We start from the raw sequence: 18954 nt of genomic DNA, 5'->3' as shown, positions 1-18954 counted from the left end.
TCCTGAAAGGAGCTTCCGTTGGTCGCTCTTTCAGGACAAGAAAAATTATTTTTTTGCAGTTCGGGATTTTTAATTAAATCCAGGCTAATACAATCAGTTATTTTATCGCCGTTTTATTCAAAAGAATTGGCGCTCCAAAACCAATTTGCTCCAGCTTTTTCAATTGCGTTTCAGCATCGCCTACCACTAAATAAATCATTTTATCGGCATTCAAATACGTATCCGAAAGCTTTTTTAGTTCTCCAATAGTAATCTTCTTTACAATGTTTTCCTGTTGTTTTGCATAGTCATCAGAGTATTTGTAGTTACTGATGTCGTAAAGCATTTCCAGTTTAGATGACAGTGTTTCAAATGCTCGGGCATTACTTTTTATTAAATATCCTTTTGTAACCTCAAGATCAATCTCGTTGAAATTTTTTCCATATTGCGCTACAATTTCTTTGATTAGACTAACGGATTCAAATGTTACATTAGAGCGAACGCCACTGGAAATAGTAAACGGACCTTTATTGACAGAACCATTAAAGGAAGAATTGATACCATACGTATATCCTTTTCCTTCACGTAATTCTTGCGTTAATTGGGAGGCAAAGCCACCACCACCCAAACGGTAATTCAGGATTTGAGCGGGATAAAAATCAGCATCCGTAGCGGCAAGTGCAGGATATCCTATTCGGATTACAGATTGTTTTGCACCGGGAACATCGTAAAAATAAATTTTGGATGACGCTACGGTATTCGTAGTTGTTATTTTAGGAACCGTAACTTTTTTAGCTTCCCAGTTTTTATTTAAAGTCGCTAATGAATTAGTCACATCCGTTTTTGAAATGGAACCCACAATCTGAAAATCAGCAACAGACGGAGCCATGTTTTTAGAGTAATAATTTTTCAAATCATCAATCGTAATGCTGTTTACAGAATTTTCATTACCGATGCGGTTGTTGGATAAAATAGATTCTGTTCCATAAATTAACTTCTTAAATTCATTTCTGGCAATACTATTTGGATCCGCTTTTTGTTGTAGAATTTGGCTTAAAGTACTTTGTTTAATCAAATCAAATTCTTTGGTGTCCCAGCGAGGTTGCAGGATTATTTCTTGAACTAACGCCATAGTTTCATTGTAATTCTTTGCTAAGGTATTTCCTGAGATAAAAATAGATTCGTCAGTTGCGTATGCTCTAATGGTTGCTCCCAGACTTTCGATAGCATTTTCCAATTGTTCCGGAGTTTTGTTTTTGGTACCTTTTGTCATCAATTCAGCCAGCATGGTTGAAACACCTACTTTATCGGTATTTTCAAGTAACATTCCGCCTTTAATCTGCAACTGAAATTGAACAAGAGGCACTTCATGGTTTTCAATCCCTAAAACGTTTAAACCGGATGACAATTTGCTTTTCCACACCGATGGTAATTTTACATCAGGGCTTTCTCCATACGCTGGCTCTACGCTTCGGTCAAATTTAGAAGGCGTTTTTTCATACGTTGCCGCAATGCTGGCATCAAATGCATCTTCTTTTCCTTCGATGATTTTTTCTTCAACTACGGCTGCTAATTCTGAACCGTCCAAGATTAAATTGGTTTCACCTTTTGGAACAAAACTTGTGGCCACAAAATGTTTTCCTTTGATGTATTTTTGATACACACGCATCACATCTTCGGTAGTTACGGCTAGAATATTTTTCACATCTTGATTAATATAATCTGGAGTTCCTGCAAAAATTTCATATTGCGCCAGTTGAAATCCTTTTCCTAATACGCTGGATAGATTTGTGTAAAATGCGGTTTCCTGTCCGGCTTTAATCCGATTTAAATCCTGTTGAGAAATTCCTTCGGTTTCAAAGTTTTTAAAAGCTTCGTTTACGCCACTCATTACTTCATTCAAATTTGTTTTTTCAAAAGCAGTAACACTCAACATGTACTGACCTGCTATTTCTGAATTATATTGGAAAACGTCAGTGGCATCGGTTAATTTTTTGTCTTCAACAAGGGCTTTGTACAAAGGTGCCTTTTTACCTTTTGAAAGATAACTGGCCAAAACCTCTAAGGCATAACTGTCAGGATGGTATTCGTAAACCGAAGGCCAAGTCAGTGTGAGTTGCGGTAATTTGGCAAAATTATCTTCATAATATAGTTTTTTTGTTGCTGCCAATGTTACAGATTGTTTCTCCATTTTAGGAATTGCTTCCCCACGTTTTATTTCTCCAAAGTATTTTTCGACCCAAGCTTTGGTTTGTTTGACATCGAAATCTCCAGCAATAGTCAGGGTGACATTATTAGGTACATACCAGCGGTTGTAAAAACTTTTTACATCTTCCAGTGTGGCATTTTGTAAATCTTCTAAGGAGCCAATCACATCCCAGCTATATGGATGCGTTGCCGGGTATAAATTTTTAGATATTACAGAAAAATTGTGTCCATAAGGTCTGTTGTCATAACTCTGTCTTTTTTCATTTTTAACGACCTGTTTTTCTTTGGCTAAAACCGGTTCTGTTACCGTGTTGATGAAATAACCTAATTTATCGGCTTCGGCCCAAATCATTTTTTCTAATGCGTCTTTAGGAACAGTCTGAAAATAATTAGTGCGATCTCTACTTGTAGAACCATTGGCACCAGCCCCACCAATACGGGCACTCATTTTATCAAGACCTCCTTTACCTAAGTTTTCAGATTCCAAGAAAAGTAAATGTTCAAATAAATGCGCAAATCCGGTACGACCTGCTTTTTCTCTCGCAGATCCCACGTGGCTTGTCAAAGCAACAGCGACTACTGGGTCAGATCGATCAATATGCAGGATTACATGCAGTCCATTTTCTAGTGTGAACTGTTCGAATGCTACTTTAAATTCTTTTGATTTATCCGTTTTAGTTTGATTTTGGGAATAAGAACTGAATGCAGTAAAAAAAACGAAAGGAAGGATTAAAAACTGGATTGATTTCATAGATTAATTTTTAAAATTGGATTTCGTAGTTATTTATTTAGTGAAACTAATTTTTTGCTACCGATAACGAAATTAAGAAAATAAAAATAATAAATCTCTAAATCGTAAGAAGTTAAATTTCAATTTTTACATTAAATTTACGACTTGATTTAATGTAGTCTATCTTCATAAAATTCGATTTTAATACTTGAATTAAGTGATTAAAATAGATTGTTTTTTACCCATAACTGAATATAAATATGAGCTTAGTTTTATTCCAAAATACTATCCTAGAAGACGAAACTGTTTTACTGCGCCCGTTATTGGAGTGGGATGTTGAGAATCTAATGGAAATTTCTATTAATGAACCTGAAACTTGGAAGTATTCCCTTGTTCAGGCAAATGGGAAGGAAAATTTAGAAAAATACATTCAAATTGCTCTAAAAGCCAAAGAAAACGGAGTAGAATTTCCCTTTATAGTTTTCGATAAAAAATCAGGAAAATATGCTGGAAGCACCCGTTTTTACGATATCAATTTAGAATTCAAAACACTTCAACTGGGGTATACTTGGTACGGAGGAGCGTTTCGTGGAACTGGGTTAAACAAGCATTGTAAATTTTTACTGTTGCAATTCGCATTCGAAACATTAGGAGTCGAACGTGTTGAGTTTCGCGCTGATAATAATAACGAACGAAGCATTGCAGCGATGAAAAGCATCGGTTGTAAAGTAGAAGGAGTGTTACGCAATCACATGCCAACTCTGGGAAGTGATGCTCGGCGTGACAGTATTATATTAAGCATCTTGAAAAATGAATGGTTTGATGACGTTAAAGAGAATCTAAAAAGGAAATTATAGCGCATAGTTTCAGGCTTATATCAGCGTATCAGTATTGCCTTTTCGGAATCCGATTAATTGTCTGTATTTAGATTCTGATTCTTTCAAATCTTCCTCCATTTGTTTGTATTTGCTGATGTCTTTTATCGTTACAACAGCTGCAACCACATTGTTGTTTTGATCGACTAATGGTCTGCCGCTAATCAGCACTCTTTTCTTTTCCTGTGCCATTGGATTCCAAAGAATTATTTCAACATCAGTAGTCACTTCGCCACTCAGCGCGCGTTCCATAGGTAAGTTTTGCGAAGGAAAAATGGTTTTTTCATCAGGGAAATAGAGTTCAAAATGATTACTTAAATTAGTGGAAATTTTATCGTCTTCTTCGATTCCAAAAATTTCATTGGCCATATTATTGGCCATAATTATTTTTTTGTCGGCGTTTGCCACAATAATTCCCTCACTTATATTTTCGACTATTAATCGTAATTTTTCTTCATTTTCATAGAGATTGTCTATGGCTTGTTGCTGTTCATTTTCGAGTTCTACAAGTTCTGTAACGTTTCGCCCAACAGAATAAAAAATGCCGTTTTGAAGATCCATATTGCTATTCCAATCCAGCCATTTATAAGAACCGTCTTTACACAAAAACCGTATTCTAAAATTAATAATTGATTCCCCTTTTAAATGTTTTTCCAATACTTTCTCAGCAGTTTCCTTATCGTCAGGGTGTATTAAATCCATAAATTTAATCCGATCCATATCTTCCTGATTATACCCGAGGGTTTTTGTGAACGCTTGATTGATTTTGATAAAATGATTGTCTTTGGCTACGGTTAAAATATCAAATGCCATGTCAAAAAACATATTTGCTATCTTCAAGGATTCTTCATTTTTAATCAACTCAGAAACATCTCTTGCTACGGCATAAATTATTCCTGTTTGAATGTCAATTGTACTAGTCCAGTCAAACCATTTATAGGAACCGTCTTTTAGTCTTTCTCGAACTCTGTGACTGATAACGGAGTCGCTGATTTGTAGTTTTTTAATTCCATCCATAAAGATTTTAGCATCTTCAGGATGAATAAAATCTAAAAAAGGTTTGTTGATGATTTCTCTTTGATCGTATCCAAGTATTCTTGTGAAAGCAGGATTTACTTTTACAAATTTCTCATTTTTTATGACAACAAACATATCAAAGGACATGTAGAAAAATGTATTAGCGACATTTAATGCGGTTTCAATTTCTTTCTGAGCGGTAATATCACTGGCTACAGCATATAATAATCTAGTTGTGACATCAGGAAATACAGACCAAATGAGCCATTTTATTGAACCATCTTTACAAATGTATCTGTTTTCGAATTTTATTGAGGGAGCTCCCGTTTGAAGTTTAGAAACTTCTTTTTGTGTGATTTCAATATCCTCCGGATGAGTAAATTCCAAAAAGCTTTTGCTTAGCAGTTCTTCCTCTGAATATCCTAAAATTTTACTGACTGCCGGATTCACTTTTACGAATTTATTCATGGAGGAAATAATCATCATATCTACTGACATGTTGAAGAATGTATCGGCGGCTTTGGAAGATTCTTCCAGTTTTTTTCTTTCGGAGATATCTGTGAAAATGCCACCAATAGCATAAATCCTTTTTGTGGCGTCATAGATGGGGAATTTCACGGCGATATACGTGTGCATTCCGTCAGATTGTTGAATTGTTTCTTCGGTTTTTAACTCTTTTAATGCTTTTACAACCTCAAAATCGGAGTTTCGATAGACATCAGCTATTGATGCGGGTAAAAAATCATGATCTGTTTTGCCTATTATGTCTTCATTTGTGATTTTATATAAAGATTCAAATTGTTTATTAATCAGCAGATATTCGCCATTTATTTTTTTTATAAACATGGGGCTCAAAGTATTGTCGATAATCGATTGTAGTAATTGTTTGTTTTCTAAAAGTAAATCTTGGGAAACGTTTTTAGCCCGAAGTTGGGACCGAATGATAAAATAAACAACAGTCAATAATATAACAGAAAGAATGATTAATGCAATTTCTATCCAATTCAAAGAGGAGTCTAAAGTTTGGTCTCTTTGTTTATCAATCCTTAGAATAAAAATCCAAGCAATAGCAAAAACAACGAATAAATTGAGGATGAATCCAATGATTATTTTTTTTTCTAAAGAAATTTTCATAGTCGTACGGTATAAAAATTAAATAGTAGTAACCTCATTATCAAGAATTGATAATTTAAGTATGAGTGTATGAAAGTTAGTTAATTAAATTGAATTAACAAGTGGTTTTTTCATATTTGTTGCCAAGTATGGAGCTAATCTGTTTTAGGATTAAGAGTAAATAGGTACGCTTTTTTTGAATGAAATTAGGGATTTAAAACAGCAAAAAGCCATGAATTAATCATGGCTTTTTGTATTATGGGTTCGCTATTGTGGTCATGTTTTACAAAACTCCGTTAACGGTTGTGATATATCCTGGAGGTCGGATTAATAAAAACTGCTCTGAAGTGTTCATTTATTTTTGGCTCATACTTCTCCTATATGATTCGGGTCAAAATCTACCATCCATTCAATACCAAATTTGTCTCTAAACATACCAAAATAGGAACCCCAGGGACTTTCGCTTATAGGTACTTCAATATTTCCGCCTACTGAAAGTCCGTTAAATAACTTGTCAGCTTCTTCACGATTTTCGGCACTTATAGATATTTTTGACCTATTTTCATTTTCATTTACGCGACCCATGCTTTCTGGAACGTCATTTGCCATTAAAATATTTTTGCCAATGGGCAAGGCAATGAGCATTATTTTTTCTGCTTCGTTTTCTGCTATTGGAAATTCAGTCCCTAAGTTTCTGGATGAGATGTCTTTTAAACGTATAATCTTGGCGAATTCTCCACCAAATACTGATTTGTAAAAAACGAATGCTTCTTCGGCATTGCCATTGTAGTTTAAATAAGGATTAATAAGTGCCATAATATTATTTTTTAATTGGTTCTCTTATCTAAAATCTTTTATTCGAAATCGCTGAGGCAAGGAGTATGACAATGTCTACTAAATGTTTTAGTCCTAAAAGTGGTTTTAAACTTTTTCAACAAGCTGTTGGAACGGAATTTTATACTCGAAAAATAACCAACATATAACCCTCTCAAAAGTTGTGAATAACTTTTTGATGCTTTACATAGGAGTGGCTGTTGGCGGTTCGGTCATTTTTCAAGTTAGTTTCTCGATTTCGATTCAATTTTTCAGTTTATTTTCTTTCAGATTAATAATCCGTTTTCTTTGAGATGTTTAAATATTATTTTATCAACTTCTGATATTATATCTAAATCTGTATAATTTAACCACTTAATTTCTTCTATTTCATTATTCTCTTTCGGCTCTCCAATGTAATTAGCTTTGTAACAAGTCATTTTTACAATTACTCCTTCAATAGCTCCATCTGATTGGGCTTTAAACGTCCCAACATATTGAATAGTTTCATTTATTATTTGAACACTTAGTTCTTCTTGAATTTCTCTGCTTAAAGTTTGGTGGTCAGTTTCATTATTTTCTCTTTTACCTCCTGGAATATAATATTTGTTTTTACCTTTCGATTTTGTGCTTAAAATTTGACCATTTTCAATTTTTATTAATGCTATTTTATCAATTTCTTTCATCCGTTTTTTCTTTTGACTGACGCCTAACGTTCTGGTACTACAGCGGGTTTGGGACTAAATTAAGCCCATTCTTCGGATTTGCCAAATCATCCTAAATACAAAACCAACTTCCCATTAAGCCAATTGCCCAAATCCGTTGTAGTAGCTGTTGTAGGCAGTTTTTACTTAACGTTTTTCAAGTCTAATTCTTCCAAAAGGGTATTGTAACTTTTTAGATTACGTGAATTTGAATCATAAACTTTAATTACTAAAGTTGAATCACAATTAATCACAGTAAATGAATTACCAGCATTTCCAGGAAATCTTTCTTCAACTTTTGATGTTATCATCCTTTTGATATAATCAGTTATAGACTTTTTTCCTGAATCATCTAATTTTATTGTCTTTTGAAAGATTACTGTTTCAATATTTCCTCCATTTTTATCACGTTTGTCGCAATCAATTTTAGTTTTTTCATAGTCTAGAAAATAGTCTTTATAGTTTCTTTCTTTTGAATAAATTTTTATTTTTTCATTATGTCCACCCCATTCTCCGCACTCACTAAATCTAGAATTTATTTTTAGACTCGCATCAACTCCAGTCGCGCCTAATAGAATTGGATCAAAAAAAACAGTTGAATTAATGTTGTTTTCATCATTAGGCAACTCTTGTTTTTTTGAACATGAAAAAACAGTAATTAAGAGTATTAAGTATATAACATTTCTCATGTTTCTTATTTGGTTGAATTATTCCAATGTTCTTTAAAATTGCCTACAACGTTCTCGCGCTACAAGCAGTTTGGGACTAAATTAAGCCCATTATTCGGATTAGCCAAATCTTCCAAATACAAAACTAACTTTCCATTAAGCCAATTGCCCAAATCCGTTGTAGTGGCTGTTATAGGGCGTTTTTTCTGTTAATTGTTTGGTCTGTTCCGATTGTCTTTTGTTATGCGGAATCTAAATTCTTTATCAATTTCATTTCCTTTTCTGTCAATTTGTGTTATATAATTTGCTTGTCCAATCTTTGAAATTGTATCAAGAGGTATAAAATACTGTTCTGTTCGAATTACAAGTGTGTTCGACTCTATGCAGTTGTCAATATTCGATTTGTCAATTGTAATAATGCTATCTTTCAAAGTATATGTACCATAAAAATAACTTTGTCCGAGTCCACTTCCATTTGCCATAACATAGTTTCCGTCTGTTTTAAAATCAATCGAAAAACCATTAAAGCCACCGTCATAAAAACCACTTATTAAAGTTGGCGAATTTGTTTTGCTGTCTTGAAAGTAGAATAGAGCAATGTTTGCTAGGATAAATAAAAGTCCAACTGCTGTCGGCAAATAGGTTGTTAACTTTTGTGTAGTCTTAAATTCTTTTCGGTCTTTAAGAATTGTCCATATAAAAACTAAAAGTCCTATGAAAGCAATTACGAGTAAAATTATTCCGTCAAGAAAAAAGTCGTCTTGAGCTGTCTGATATAATTTATAAGCAAACCAAGTTCCAATAATGGTCAGCAGAGTAATTCGTAATATTTTGTTGTTAAATTTCAAGTGTGTCGTCTTTTAAAATGCCCTATAACGTTTGGCTGCTTGGCGATGTTGCGGATTAAGGAAGCCTAAACTTTCGGTTAATGACTAATTTATCAAGTACAAAACCATCTTTAAATTAAGCCTAAACCCGCCATATTGCCAAACGGCGGTTAGTGGCAGGCTTGTATAAACATTTCGTATATTTTTCTACTTAATTTTTTTGTTGATCCAAAATCAATGCCATTTTTATTATTAGAATTTATAACCTTTGTGTAAATAGCTATTATTTCGTTTTCTGTAAATATTTGAACGTTAAATTTATAAGACCAAACTTTTCTTTGAATTGTGAACTCAACTATATTTTCGATAATTTTTAAATCTTTACCATTAAAGTTTTTACAGATATTTTCTGTTAAGTTTAAATTTTCTTCTTTAGTTAATTTATTTTTCAAGTACAATATTTTTGGTGGATTAAATAATTCAAATAACCCATAAATACACAATATAAGAAATGAGAATAGAAGAAGAAAAACAAAAAAAACATCGTACGAAAATTTTAAATTTCGGATAGAATTAAAAAGATATATAAAATATATCGATATAGAAATACCAACACAACAAAACAATATTTTCATAATAAAATCAATTGAATCTTTTTTATTGATATTCAACTCAAATTTTTCTCTTTCCATAATTTTCGTTTAAGCTTGCCACTAACCTCCCGCTACTACAGCGGGTTTGGGGCTAAATTAAGCCCATTCTTCGGATTAGCCAAATCTTCCAAATACAAAACCAACTTTCCATTAAGCTTAATACCCAAATTGCTTGTAGCGTGTGTTGGTGGCTGGACTTTTGTTAGTTTTGTTTATATCTATCAAAATATTGCCAGTATTTATCTTTGAAAATATCATATTCAATTTCAAAAACATTTGAATAATTTTGTTGAATTTTAAAGAATACTTTTGAAGGTTTTCGGAAGTCTTTACAAGCAAAATATATTTCTCGTTCTCCATTTGCGGTTTCTCTACCAATATTCAAATAACCGTCATAATCTTTTAACTCTTGCATTATTTCTTCTTCAATATTGCTTAGCTTGCTGTAGTCATTTTTATTCGGCATTCCATTATTCTTACTTCCATCAAATTTTAATGTTAATTTAGAAATCCAAGGATGAGATGCTTTTCTGTCCCAATTTAATAATTCAGCATTAACAACAGCAATCAATGCATTTCCACTTTTAAGTTTAGCTTCAAGAGCTGAATATTCATCATTTTCTGTTTCGTAACGAACACCATCATATTTTTCTATAAATTCTTTTTGTCTCCATGTTAAAAAATCTTTTAGTTTTTCAATAGGAATTAATTCATTCTGGGTTTCTTGTTTGCCAACTATAGTTAGGTTGTCGATATTATTTAAAAAGTCAAGTTCTCCTAAATAGTTATCTAGAAATATGTATGTACCATTTCCGACTTCTGATTTATTTTTTTCGTTTAAGTCATTATGAACAATAGTAATGTCAATTTCATCTGGGAAATCAGGAAATTCATTTGAATAAAAGCTAATATTTTCAGAATTGAATTGATAACCTGCCATTTCTATATTAACACTTTTAATATCTGTAGCAGGTTTAAGTGCTGTAAATTTCCAACGTTCAAGATTTGGAGAATGACTTATAAGTTCTTCAATAAATACAATATTTTTTGTATTCCCATCAGCTGTTAAAATTAATTCAGCTGTATCGTTATTATACATACCAGACAAATAGTAAAAACCATCTTTTAGTTCTTCAAGTTTAGGTGCAATTTTATTCAAGAAATTTTTTTCAATATTTCTATGATTTTTTACTACTTCAAAAAAGTTTTTTTCGTTTTTTTCAAACCACGACCAAAAGTCTTCGTATGTTTTAATTGATTCAGTTTTCTTTCCGAAGATATTTTTGAAAATGTTCATTTTTAATATATAGTTATTTGTTTAGATTCGTTTTTTTTTAGTCTTGCCACCAACGTTCTGGTACTACAGCGGGTTTGGGATTAAATTAAGCCCATTCTTCGGATTTGCCAAATCATCTCAAATACAAAACCAATTCTCCATTAAGCCTATTGCCCAAATCCGTTGTAGTAGCTGTTGTAGGCAGTTTAGGTATATACAAACTTTGCAGACGTAAGTGCTGTAATAGTAATTGCTATAGTAATCCAGCTACTTCTCGTTGGTTTATATTTTTGTCTCAATTCTGCACTATTTAACATTCCTGTTATTGTTATAAATACAATTACTAAAAAACTTATAAAGACTCTTGAAACCAAATCCAATTCTGCAGGATTGCGTTGGTATATTCTGTAAGTGCTAATTGTCAACAAAATTGTAAACATAATCCAAGTTATAATGCTCATAATCCAACCTTTTGATAAGTTTTTGATTAATAGTATTCCTGATAAAATAGCGATTAGTGCAACAATAACTTGAATAGAGTTTTTTCTAAACGCTACTTCAACAATACTTTTATGGTCTATCAATGGATTGACCCATAGAATATTGTAATATTCTAGGATTGTTTTAGCTACGAAAAATAATATCATTAACCCAAAACAAATTTGAATTCCTGATATGATAAGTTCGAATATTTTCCAACTATGTTTCATTACGTAAGTTTATGAATAAATTGTCTACAACGTTCCCGCGCTACAAGCAGTTTGGGACTAACTTAAGCCCTATTTTCGGATTTGCCAAATCTTCCAAATACAAGACCAATTTCAAATTAAGCCTAATACCCAAATTGCTTGTAGCGTGTGTTGGCAGTAGTGATTTTCCTTTATATATTTAGCCATATTCTGATTCTATTTAAGACAATATTTAAAATTATTGGAATAAATAATATGAAGCCTAAAGCAAATGACCAAAATCTGAAATTTTCATCATAGAAAACAAAACTTATAAAAACCAAAATAATTATCGCAATCAATTCAGTAATGAAACTGTTTTTATCTATTTCTTTTGAAATTGAAGTTGCTAAAATTTCTCCAAGAAACAACATAATTATGGATGCATTTATCAAAAGAAAAACAATTCTGAGCATATTTTCAAATCCATCTTCATACCAACAAACTGCTACTAGAAGAAATGCTAAGAAAGTATAAATTAGATTAGTAGATTTAGTAAAAAGAGTTTTAAAACTCCTTTTAATATATTCGAAATAACTTTCTTTTTGAATAATTTTCATTTTGTTAATTCATTGTTTTTCTCGTTCTGCGCGCTCATTACTGCCAACTTGTATATAGGCGCTACAAAATAGCCCATATACATCTCATTTTGGGTGGATAGGCGCTACTGCGTAGCGTATTACTTTCAAATATACACTTTAATTATTATCTTACAAATCATCAAAATGGCTTTTAAATTCATTCCATAAAAAAAGCGCTCCTTTTCAGGAACGCTTTCATATAGTAAATCAAAAAATTATTTTTTATCCATCCATTTTCTGGCATTGACAAAAGCTTCATGCCAAGGCGAAACTTCATCATCTCGGTCTTTTGGATAATGAGCCCAGTTCCATTGGAACGTAGAACGCTCAATGTGTGGCATCATAACCAAGTGACGTCCTGTTTTGTCGCAAAGCATTGCCACGTCAAAATGAGAACCGTTTGGATTAGCAGGATAGCCTTCATAGGCATATTTAGAAACAATATTATAATTTTCTTCACCCATTGGTAAATTAAATTTTCCTTCACCATGCGAAACCCAAACTCCAAGAGTACTTCCTGCTAATGAAGAAAGCATCACCGAATTGTTTTCCTGTACCGTTACTGATGTAAAAATACTTTCGTGTTTGTTACTTTCGTTGTGCAACATTTTTCCGTGTACTTCATGCTCCGGATTAATCACTTCCAACTCCATAAACAATTGGCAACCGTTACAAATTCCAACTGACAGCGTATCGTCTCTTTTGAAGAAATTGTCTAAAGCTGTTTTTGCTTTTTCATTGTATAAAAACGCTCCGGCCCACCCTTTGGCAGAACCCAATACATCTGAATTGGAGAATCCACCAACAGCTCCAATGAACTGAATGTCTTCCAAAGTCTCACGACCTGAAATCAAATCGGTCATGTGAACGTCTTTTACATCAAATCCGGCTAAATACATTGCATTTGCCATTTCACGCTCGGAGTTACTTCCTTTTTCACGGATAATAGCTGCTTTTGGTTTTGGCTTAGAAGTATCGATTACTGGTTTTTTTCCTGTAAAATGTGTTGGAAAAGTATAATGTAACGCTTGGTTTTTGTAATTGTCAAAACGCGCTTGAGCCGTTCCGTTTTTAGATTGTTTTTGGTCTAATAAGAAGGAAGTTTTGTACCAAACATCTCTGTATTTAGCAATGTCTAATGTACAAGGACCAAAATCTAAAGTCGCTTCAGTTGTAGCTGTTCCTAATTTATAGAAAGAAACGTTAGTTGCGTTTAATTTAGATTCCACTTCAGCATCTGATTTTGCTTGGAAAACAATTCCGATATTTTCAGCAAAAAGGTATTTGATAATGTCTTTTTCTTCGAAAACGGAGAAATCTATTTTAGCTCCCAAATTCACATCGGCAAAACACATTTCCAATAAGGTTGTGATCAAACCACCACTTCCAATGTCGTGTCCTGCAAGGATATTGTTGTCTAAAATTAGTTCCTGAATGGTATTGAAAGCTCTTTTGAAAAAAGCAGCATCTTTAATAGTTGGCACTTCATTTCCAATAGTGTTCAAGGTTTGTGCAAACGAAGAACCACCTAATTTGAAATCATCTTGCGATAAATTGATGTAATAAATAGAACCGCCGTCTCTTTGTAACACAGGCTCTACTACTTTTCTAATGTCGGTACAATTTCCACCTGCTGAAATAATTACCGTTCCCGGTGCGATTACTTCTTCATTTGGATATTTTTGTTTCATGGAAAGGGAATCTTTTCCGGTTGGAATATTGATTCCCAATTCGATTGCAAAATCCGAACAACCTTGTACAGCTGCATACAAACGAGCGTCTTCCCCTTCGTTTTTACAAGCCCACATCCAGTTAGCTGACAATGAAAGTCCAGCTAAACCATCTTTTATTGGAGCCCAAACAATGTTAGACAATGCCTCTGCAATAGCAGTTCTACTTCCCGCAACAGGATCGATTAATGCCGCAACAGGAGAGTGACCAATCGAAGTGGCAATTCCTTCTATTCCTTGGTAATCCAAAGCCATTACACCACAATTATTCAATGGTAATTGCAAGGGTCCCGCACATTGTTGTTTGGCAACTTTACCACCCACACAACGGTCTACTTTATTGGTCAACCAGTCTTTACAAGCCACTGCTTCCAGTTGAAGTACTTGCTCTAAGTAGGTTGAAATGTTTTTCTTGTCGTATACTAAATCAGTATAGTTTCTTTCGATTGTTTTGTCCGTCATGACCACTTTTGGAGAACTTCCAAAAAAGTCTTCCAAGGCAAAATCCATTGGCTTAGCACCAGTTGATTTTGATTCGAAAGTAAAACGGTGATCTCCGGTTACGTCTCCCACTTGATACATTGGTGAACGCTCACGGTCAGCAATTTTTTGCAATAAATCGATGTTTTCCTTACCAATAACCAATCCCATTCTTTCCTGAGATTCGTTACCAATTATTTCTTTTGCCGAAAGGGTAGGATCTCCCACAGGCAATTTGTCTAAATCAATTAATCCACCAGTATCTTCCACTAATTCCGAAAGACAGTTTAAATGTCCACCAGCTCCGTGATCGTGAATAGAGACAATTGGATTGATATCACTTTCTACCAAACCACGAATGGCATTGGCAGCACGTTTTTGCATTTCTGGGTTCGAACGTTGAATAGCATTCAATTCAATTCCTGAACTAAAAGCTCCGGTATCTGCTGAAGAAACTGCAGCTCCACCCATTCCAATTCTATAATTTTCCCCACCAAGGATAACAATTTTATCCCCTGTTTGTGGTTTTTTCTTAATCGCTTGGTCTAATTTCCCGTAACCAATTCCACCCGCTTGCATAATCACTTTGTCGAAACCTAGTTTGCGAGCGTCTTCTTCGTGTTCGAAAGTCAGGATAGAACCTGTAATTAACGGTTGTCCAAATTTATTTCCAAAATCAGAAGCTCCGTTAGAGGCTTTGATCAAAATATCCATTGGCGTTTGATACAACCATTTTCTTTCGGTCATACCATTTTCCCAAGGTCTGCTACCCTGAGCGGAGTCGAATGGGCCTTCTAAACGAGAATATGAAGTCATATAAACTGCCGTTCCTGCCATTGGCAACGAACCTTGTCCACCTGCTAAACGGTCGCGAATTTCTCCTCCAGAACCAGTTGCAGCTCCGTTGAAAGGCTCTACTGTTGTTGGGAAATTATGCGTTTCTGCTTTTAATGAAATAACCGAATCAAATTCTTTTACTTCATAAAAATCAGGTTTATCAGCACTTTTTGGTGCAAATTGTTGTACTCGTGGTCCTTTTACAAAAGCAACGTTGTCTTTATAAGCCGAAACAATATCGTTCGGGTTTTCCTGAGATGTTTTCTTGATTAATTTGAATAAAGAAGATTCTTTTTCTTCTCCGTCAATGATAAATTTTCCGTTGAAAATCTTGTGACGACAGTGTTCTGAATTGGCTTGTGAAAAACCAAAAATCTCAGAATCTGTTAGTTTTCGTCCTAATTTAAGCGCTAGATTATCCAAATATTCTACTTCATCCGGACTTAAAGACAATCCTTCTTTTGCATTGTAAGCAGCAATATCATCGATATCCAAAATGGCTTCTGGAAGCACGTTGATAGTAAAAATATCTTGATTTAACTCAGCGTATTTTTGCGAAAGCATCGGATCAAAATCCGAAAAATCAGCTGTTGCTTTGTGAAATTCCTCGATTCTAATGATTCCGGAAATTCCCATGTTTTGGGTGATTTCCACAGCATTAGTGCTCCACGGAGTTATCATAGTGGCGCGAGGACCAACAAAAAAATCCGTCAGTACGGATTTTTCTATTTTATTTGAATCGGCAAAAAGCCAGTTAAGTTTTGAAATGTCTTGAGCCGAAATTTCGTTTTGCGTATGTACGGCAAAAACAGTTTTGCTTTGGTTTTCAAAGAAATGGATCATTGTTATGTAGTTTGTTGTATTGCGGTGCAAATTTAGTCAATTAAGATTAAATTTTGGGTAAAAAAAAAGCGGCAATTTGCCGCTTTCTTAATTAGTTGATTATTAATTTCTTGATGACCGAATTTGAATCGATGGTAACTCGAACTAAGTACGTTCCTTTTGCAATATTTGGCAGCGTAATTTCTGATTTGGTACTGTTTTCTTCTCCAAAAATTTTCTGACCAATTATAGAATAAATTTCGATAGCATATATTTTATTCGAATTGTTGATAGAGAAATTTCCATTAGATGGATTTGGATAGATAGCAATATCATTTATGTCAAGAGCAACACTGGTTTTTGGTGTTTTTTCAACCATACGACTTCCTAAATTGTTACAGGTGTCTGAAGTGTAAGAATCCCATTGTGCTGTTTTATTGAAAGTGGTCGTTGGAGACGTAACGGTTGCTTTTCTTCTGATTGTTTCATCAGCTGCAAAGTTTGCTGTTCCACCGTTAAAAGTTCCAATGATGTCAATTAGGACTCCATTTTTGAATAAACCTACAGCATCATTTCCATTAAAAGCCATTTCAGTTGCTGATGTAGAAAGATTAGCCGAACTTATAGGATAACAAGTGGATGCCATCAAACTATTTACAATCGTGAATTTACTTCCGTTATTCAGCGTTCCGGTTAAGGCTAGTCCAGTACTCCAAGCACCGGCACCGTTGGTTTGTTTTTTGATGCTGTAAATCGATAAATTAATCGCTCCGCCTGTCGCATTTGAAATTTCCAACGCTTTATTGTTTGATGAACCTTCAATATATTCAGAAAATAATAAATCGGTTGCAGTGGAGCCACCGCTAGTTGTAGTAACATTGATAACATTGCTTGAAGCTGAAATATTTCCGGCTGCATCCTTAGCTTTTACTGAAAAAGTATAGGCTGTTGCAGCAGTTAATCCAGTAACATTATATGTTGTGGTTGAAACGGTTCCCAATAGTGTAGTTCCTCTGTACACATCGTATCCGGTAACCCCAATATTGTCCGTTGCGGCAGTCCAAGATAAAGTTGTGGTGGTTTGAGCTGTTCCTGATGCTGTCAAAGCTGTAGGTGCTGATGGAGCAGTTGTATCTGCAGTTCCGGGAACTATATTTACCGTATAATCCTCTACTTGACCATACGGAATCGCTTCGCAAGAAGTTGGAATGGCATTGTATTTCATGGAAACTCTCATTCTGGTAGTTCCTAATGTTGCCGAAGCAGGTATCGTGATTGTTCCTGTTGCCGGAGTTGTTGTTGAAGTGGTTTTCGACCAAACTAGTTCTCCTGCATCTGTAAATAATCCATTTTTGTTATAATCAATCCAAACCGCATATCCTTCACTGTAAACAGAGCTTGTCCATGACGGGGTAATGGTAATGGTATTTGCTGTTCCAGAAGTTGCATTTGTAGTTAATGTTGTGAAATTTTCATAACCAGCAGTTCCTGTAGAGGTGTTATTTATAGAACCAAAAACAACTTTTCCTATTTTTTCATCGGCAGTACTGTTTCCTTGAGAAGCACAATACGTAATTGATGTTCCGGTAGCAGTTGTAGCATTAACTACATTACTTGAAGCCGAAGAATTTCCAGCTGCATCTTTGGCAACAATATAAAAAGAATAGGCCGTTGAAGCTGTTAATCCAGTGATAGTAGTTGTTGTTCCGGTTACTGTTGTTTTTAAAGCGCTGTTCATGTATACATTATATCCAGTCACTCCAATATTGTCAGTTGAGGCCGTCCAGCTTAATGAAACGGAGTTTGATGTTGTTCCGGTAGCTACTAAATTCGTTGGAGTAGTAGGGGCTTGTGCATCAGCGGTTGGGTTCCAAATCGACTGTACATATTCTGGATGGTCAATGTATGGATTTCTATTGTTTTGAGCCGTATAAATAGCATTGTTACGAGCGATTTCTCGAGTACTAACTGGATCTTGATTGTGCCAAGTGATCAATAGGTTTAAAAAAGCAGTAGTGAAAACTTGATTGCTGGTACCATTAAACATTGCATAAGAATATCCAGCAACAGTATTCTCGTAACGTGTGGCAAAATAGAAATACATACGTGCAATATCACCTTTGAATTCGTTGATAGGTTCGAAAATGGGTCCAGAGTAACCAGAAGTTGTACTTGCTCCAAGTTTACCTCCGTTTAATGAAGTCCAAGTAGGAGAAGTTACCGGTCCGTGTGGATAATTAGAACGTTGTCCATTTACTTTTCCGTCAGTTGGTGTGATGAAATGCGCATCCGAAACCATTGGTGATTGTTCACTAAATACAGATTGCGGAATAATGTGCTCTCTATTGTAACAATCACCCTCTACGCTATAGGTTCCACATCTTTGTGTAGTTCCTGCGGAGTAATTATAGGGGTCTGTTCCGGTTGGATTTTCAGAATACATGTCTAAAATTGTGGCGTCATTTTCAAAGTAATAATCTCTGTCGGATGTTTGATATATTGTATATAAACCAGCATATCCGTTATCAGTATGTCCTTTGATGATGTTGTATAATTGTGTTTTCAAGGTGTAGCCAGATCCCGAGGCGGTGTTGTAATAGCCACTTGGTATTTGGGCTATCGCAGCTGTGACAAACAGTAATAATAATGCAGAGTAGATTTTTTTCATAATTTAAATTTGTTTTGGTTATTGGGGTTAGTTTCAGTTTTTAAAAACTTGATTTTCAAATCTTAAAATACTGAAGACGCGCAAATTTATAACTTTTATGATGGGTTATGTTAAGAAATTATGAAGTTAATTAAGATTTTATTAACATAATTATTAAGATTTCAGGGAAAGTAGTTATACTCTTACTTTAGAAGAAAACAGAAATGAAAATTGGAATTGAACCTAAAGCAATGGTCTTTATTTGA

At 34.3% G+C, this 18954-nt stretch carries 13 protein-coding genes; 2 read left to right on the top strand and 11 right to left on the bottom strand.

Annotated features, from left to right (window positions below; genetic code table 11):
- Positions 1 to 97: 97 nt before the first annotated feature.
- On the bottom strand, positions 98 to 2938 hold the full coding sequence (locus QLS65_RS00185) for a M16 family metallopeptidase (protein ID WP_282714448.1): 2841 nt from the start codon (positions 2936 to 2938) through the stop codon (positions 98 to 100).
- A gap of 239 nt (positions 2939 to 3177) precedes the next feature.
- On the opposite strand from QLS65_RS00185, the gene QLS65_RS00180 reads away from it, so the two are divergent.
- Entirely contained in the window at positions 3178 to 3774 is a 597-nt protein-coding gene (locus QLS65_RS00180) for a GNAT family N-acetyltransferase (protein ID WP_282714446.1), read from the top strand.
- A gap of 15 nt (positions 3775 to 3789) precedes the next feature.
- Here QLS65_RS00180 and QLS65_RS00175 read toward each other — a convergent pair whose 3' ends face one another.
- From QLS65_RS00175 to QLS65_RS00140, 8 genes are all read right to left on the bottom strand, one after another.
- Positions 3790 to 5943, bottom strand: a complete 2154-nt coding sequence (locus QLS65_RS00175; RefSeq protein ID WP_282714444.1) for a PAS domain S-box protein — start codon at positions 5941 to 5943, stop codon at positions 3790 to 3792.
- 345 nt (positions 5944 to 6288) lie between these two features.
- Complete coding sequence (locus QLS65_RS00170) at positions 6289 to 6738, bottom strand: VOC family protein (protein ID WP_282714443.1); 450 nt, start codon at positions 6736 to 6738, stop codon at positions 6289 to 6291.
- A 284-nt stretch (positions 6739 to 7022) separates the two neighbouring features.
- Complete coding sequence (locus QLS65_RS00165; protein WP_282714441.1) at positions 7023 to 7421, bottom strand: NUDIX hydrolase; 399 nt, start codon at positions 7419 to 7421, stop codon at positions 7023 to 7025.
- Positions 7422 to 7582: 161 nt separating this feature from the next.
- Positions 7583 to 8128 (bottom strand): hypothetical protein, encoded by a 546-nt coding sequence (locus tag QLS65_RS00160; RefSeq protein WP_282714440.1) that lies wholly within the window; start codon positions 8126 to 8128, stop codon positions 7583 to 7585.
- 188 nt (positions 8129 to 8316) lie between these two features.
- Complete coding sequence (locus QLS65_RS00155) at positions 8317 to 8955, bottom strand: hypothetical protein (RefSeq protein ID WP_282714438.1); 639 nt, start codon at positions 8953 to 8955, stop codon at positions 8317 to 8319.
- 149 nt (positions 8956 to 9104) lie between these two features.
- Positions 9105 to 9626 carry a hypothetical protein gene (locus tag QLS65_RS00150; protein WP_282714436.1) on the bottom strand — a complete coding sequence of 174 codons (522 nt, stop codon included), beginning with the start codon at positions 9624 to 9626 and terminating at the stop codon, positions 9105 to 9107.
- Between the two features lie 163 nt (positions 9627 to 9789).
- Entirely contained in the window at positions 9790 to 10884 is a 1095-nt protein-coding gene (locus QLS65_RS00145) for a DUF695 domain-containing protein (RefSeq protein ID WP_282714434.1), read from the bottom strand.
- Between the two features lie 185 nt (positions 10885 to 11069).
- Positions 11070 to 11510 carry a hypothetical protein gene (locus tag QLS65_RS00140; protein WP_282714432.1) on the bottom strand — a complete coding sequence of 147 codons (441 nt, stop codon included), beginning with the start codon at positions 11508 to 11510 and terminating at the stop codon, positions 11070 to 11072.
- 390 nt (positions 11511 to 11900) lie between these two features.
- Between QLS65_RS00140 and QLS65_RS00135 the strand changes: the two genes are divergently transcribed.
- Entirely contained in the window at positions 11901 to 12068 is a 168-nt protein-coding gene (locus tag QLS65_RS00135) for a hypothetical protein (RefSeq protein ID WP_282714430.1), read from the top strand.
- 319 nt (positions 12069 to 12387) lie between these two features.
- Here QLS65_RS00135 and purL read toward each other — a convergent pair whose 3' ends face one another.
- Positions 12388 to 16062 carry a phosphoribosylformylglycinamidine synthase gene (gene purL / locus QLS65_RS00130; RefSeq protein ID WP_282714428.1) on the bottom strand — a complete coding sequence of 1225 codons (3675 nt, stop codon included), beginning with the start codon at positions 16060 to 16062 and terminating at the stop codon, positions 12388 to 12390.
- Positions 16063 to 16153: 91 nt separating this feature from the next.
- Complete coding sequence (locus tag QLS65_RS00125) at positions 16154 to 18709, bottom strand: endonuclease (RefSeq protein WP_282714426.1); 2556 nt, start codon at positions 18707 to 18709, stop codon at positions 16154 to 16156.
- Positions 18710 to 18954: the final 245 nt, after the last annotated feature.

Source organism: Flavobacterium algoritolerans (genome assembly GCF_030010385.1).
In the GTDB taxonomy this organism is placed as follows: Bacteria; Bacteroidota; Bacteroidia; order Flavobacteriales; family Flavobacteriaceae; genus Flavobacterium; species Flavobacterium algoritolerans.
The sequence above is the reverse complement of the archived record's forward strand: the minus strand, read 5'-3'. Positions and strand labels throughout refer to the sequence as shown.

Bases quoted from the DNA above. Each gene is read 5' to 3' on its own strand.
- QLS65_RS00185 (WP_282714448.1), bottom strand. From the start codon at position 2,938: ATGAAATCAATCCAGTTTTTAATCCTTCCTTTCGTTTTTTTTACTGCA.
- QLS65_RS00180 (WP_282714446.1), top strand. From the start codon at position 3,178: ATGAGCTTAGTTTTATTCCAAAATACTATCCTAGAAGACGAAACTGTT.
- QLS65_RS00175 (WP_282714444.1), bottom strand. From the start codon at position 5,943: ATGAAAATTTCTTTAGAAAAAAAAATAATCATTGGATTCATCCTCAAT.
- QLS65_RS00170 (WP_282714443.1), bottom strand. From the start codon at position 6,738: ATGGCACTTATTAATCCTTATTTAAACTACAATGGCAATGCCGAAGAA.
- QLS65_RS00165 (WP_282714441.1), bottom strand. From the start codon at position 7,421: ATGAAAGAAATTGATAAAATAGCATTAATAAAAATTGAAAATGGTCAA.
- QLS65_RS00160 (WP_282714440.1), bottom strand. From the start codon at position 8,128: ATGAGAAATGTTATATACTTAATACTCTTAATTACTGTTTTTTCATGT.
- QLS65_RS00150 (WP_282714436.1), bottom strand. From the start codon at position 9,626: ATGGAAAGAGAAAAATTTGAGTTGAATATCAATAAAAAAGATTCAATT.
- QLS65_RS00145 (WP_282714434.1), bottom strand. From the start codon at position 10,884: ATGAACATTTTCAAAAATATCTTCGGAAAGAAAACTGAATCAATTAAA.
- QLS65_RS00140 (WP_282714432.1), bottom strand. From the start codon at position 11,510: ATGATATTATTTTTCGTAGCTAAAACAATCCTAGAATATTACAATATT.
- QLS65_RS00135 (WP_282714430.1), top strand. From the start codon at position 11,901: ATGAAACTGTTTTTATCTATTTCTTTTGAAATTGAAGTTGCTAAAATT.
- purL (WP_282714428.1), bottom strand. From the start codon at position 16,062: ATGATCCATTTCTTTGAAAACCAAAGCAAAACTGTTTTTGCCGTACAT.
- QLS65_RS00125 (WP_282714426.1), bottom strand. From the start codon at position 18,709: ATGAAAAAAATCTACTCTGCATTATTATTACTGTTTGTCACAGCTGCG.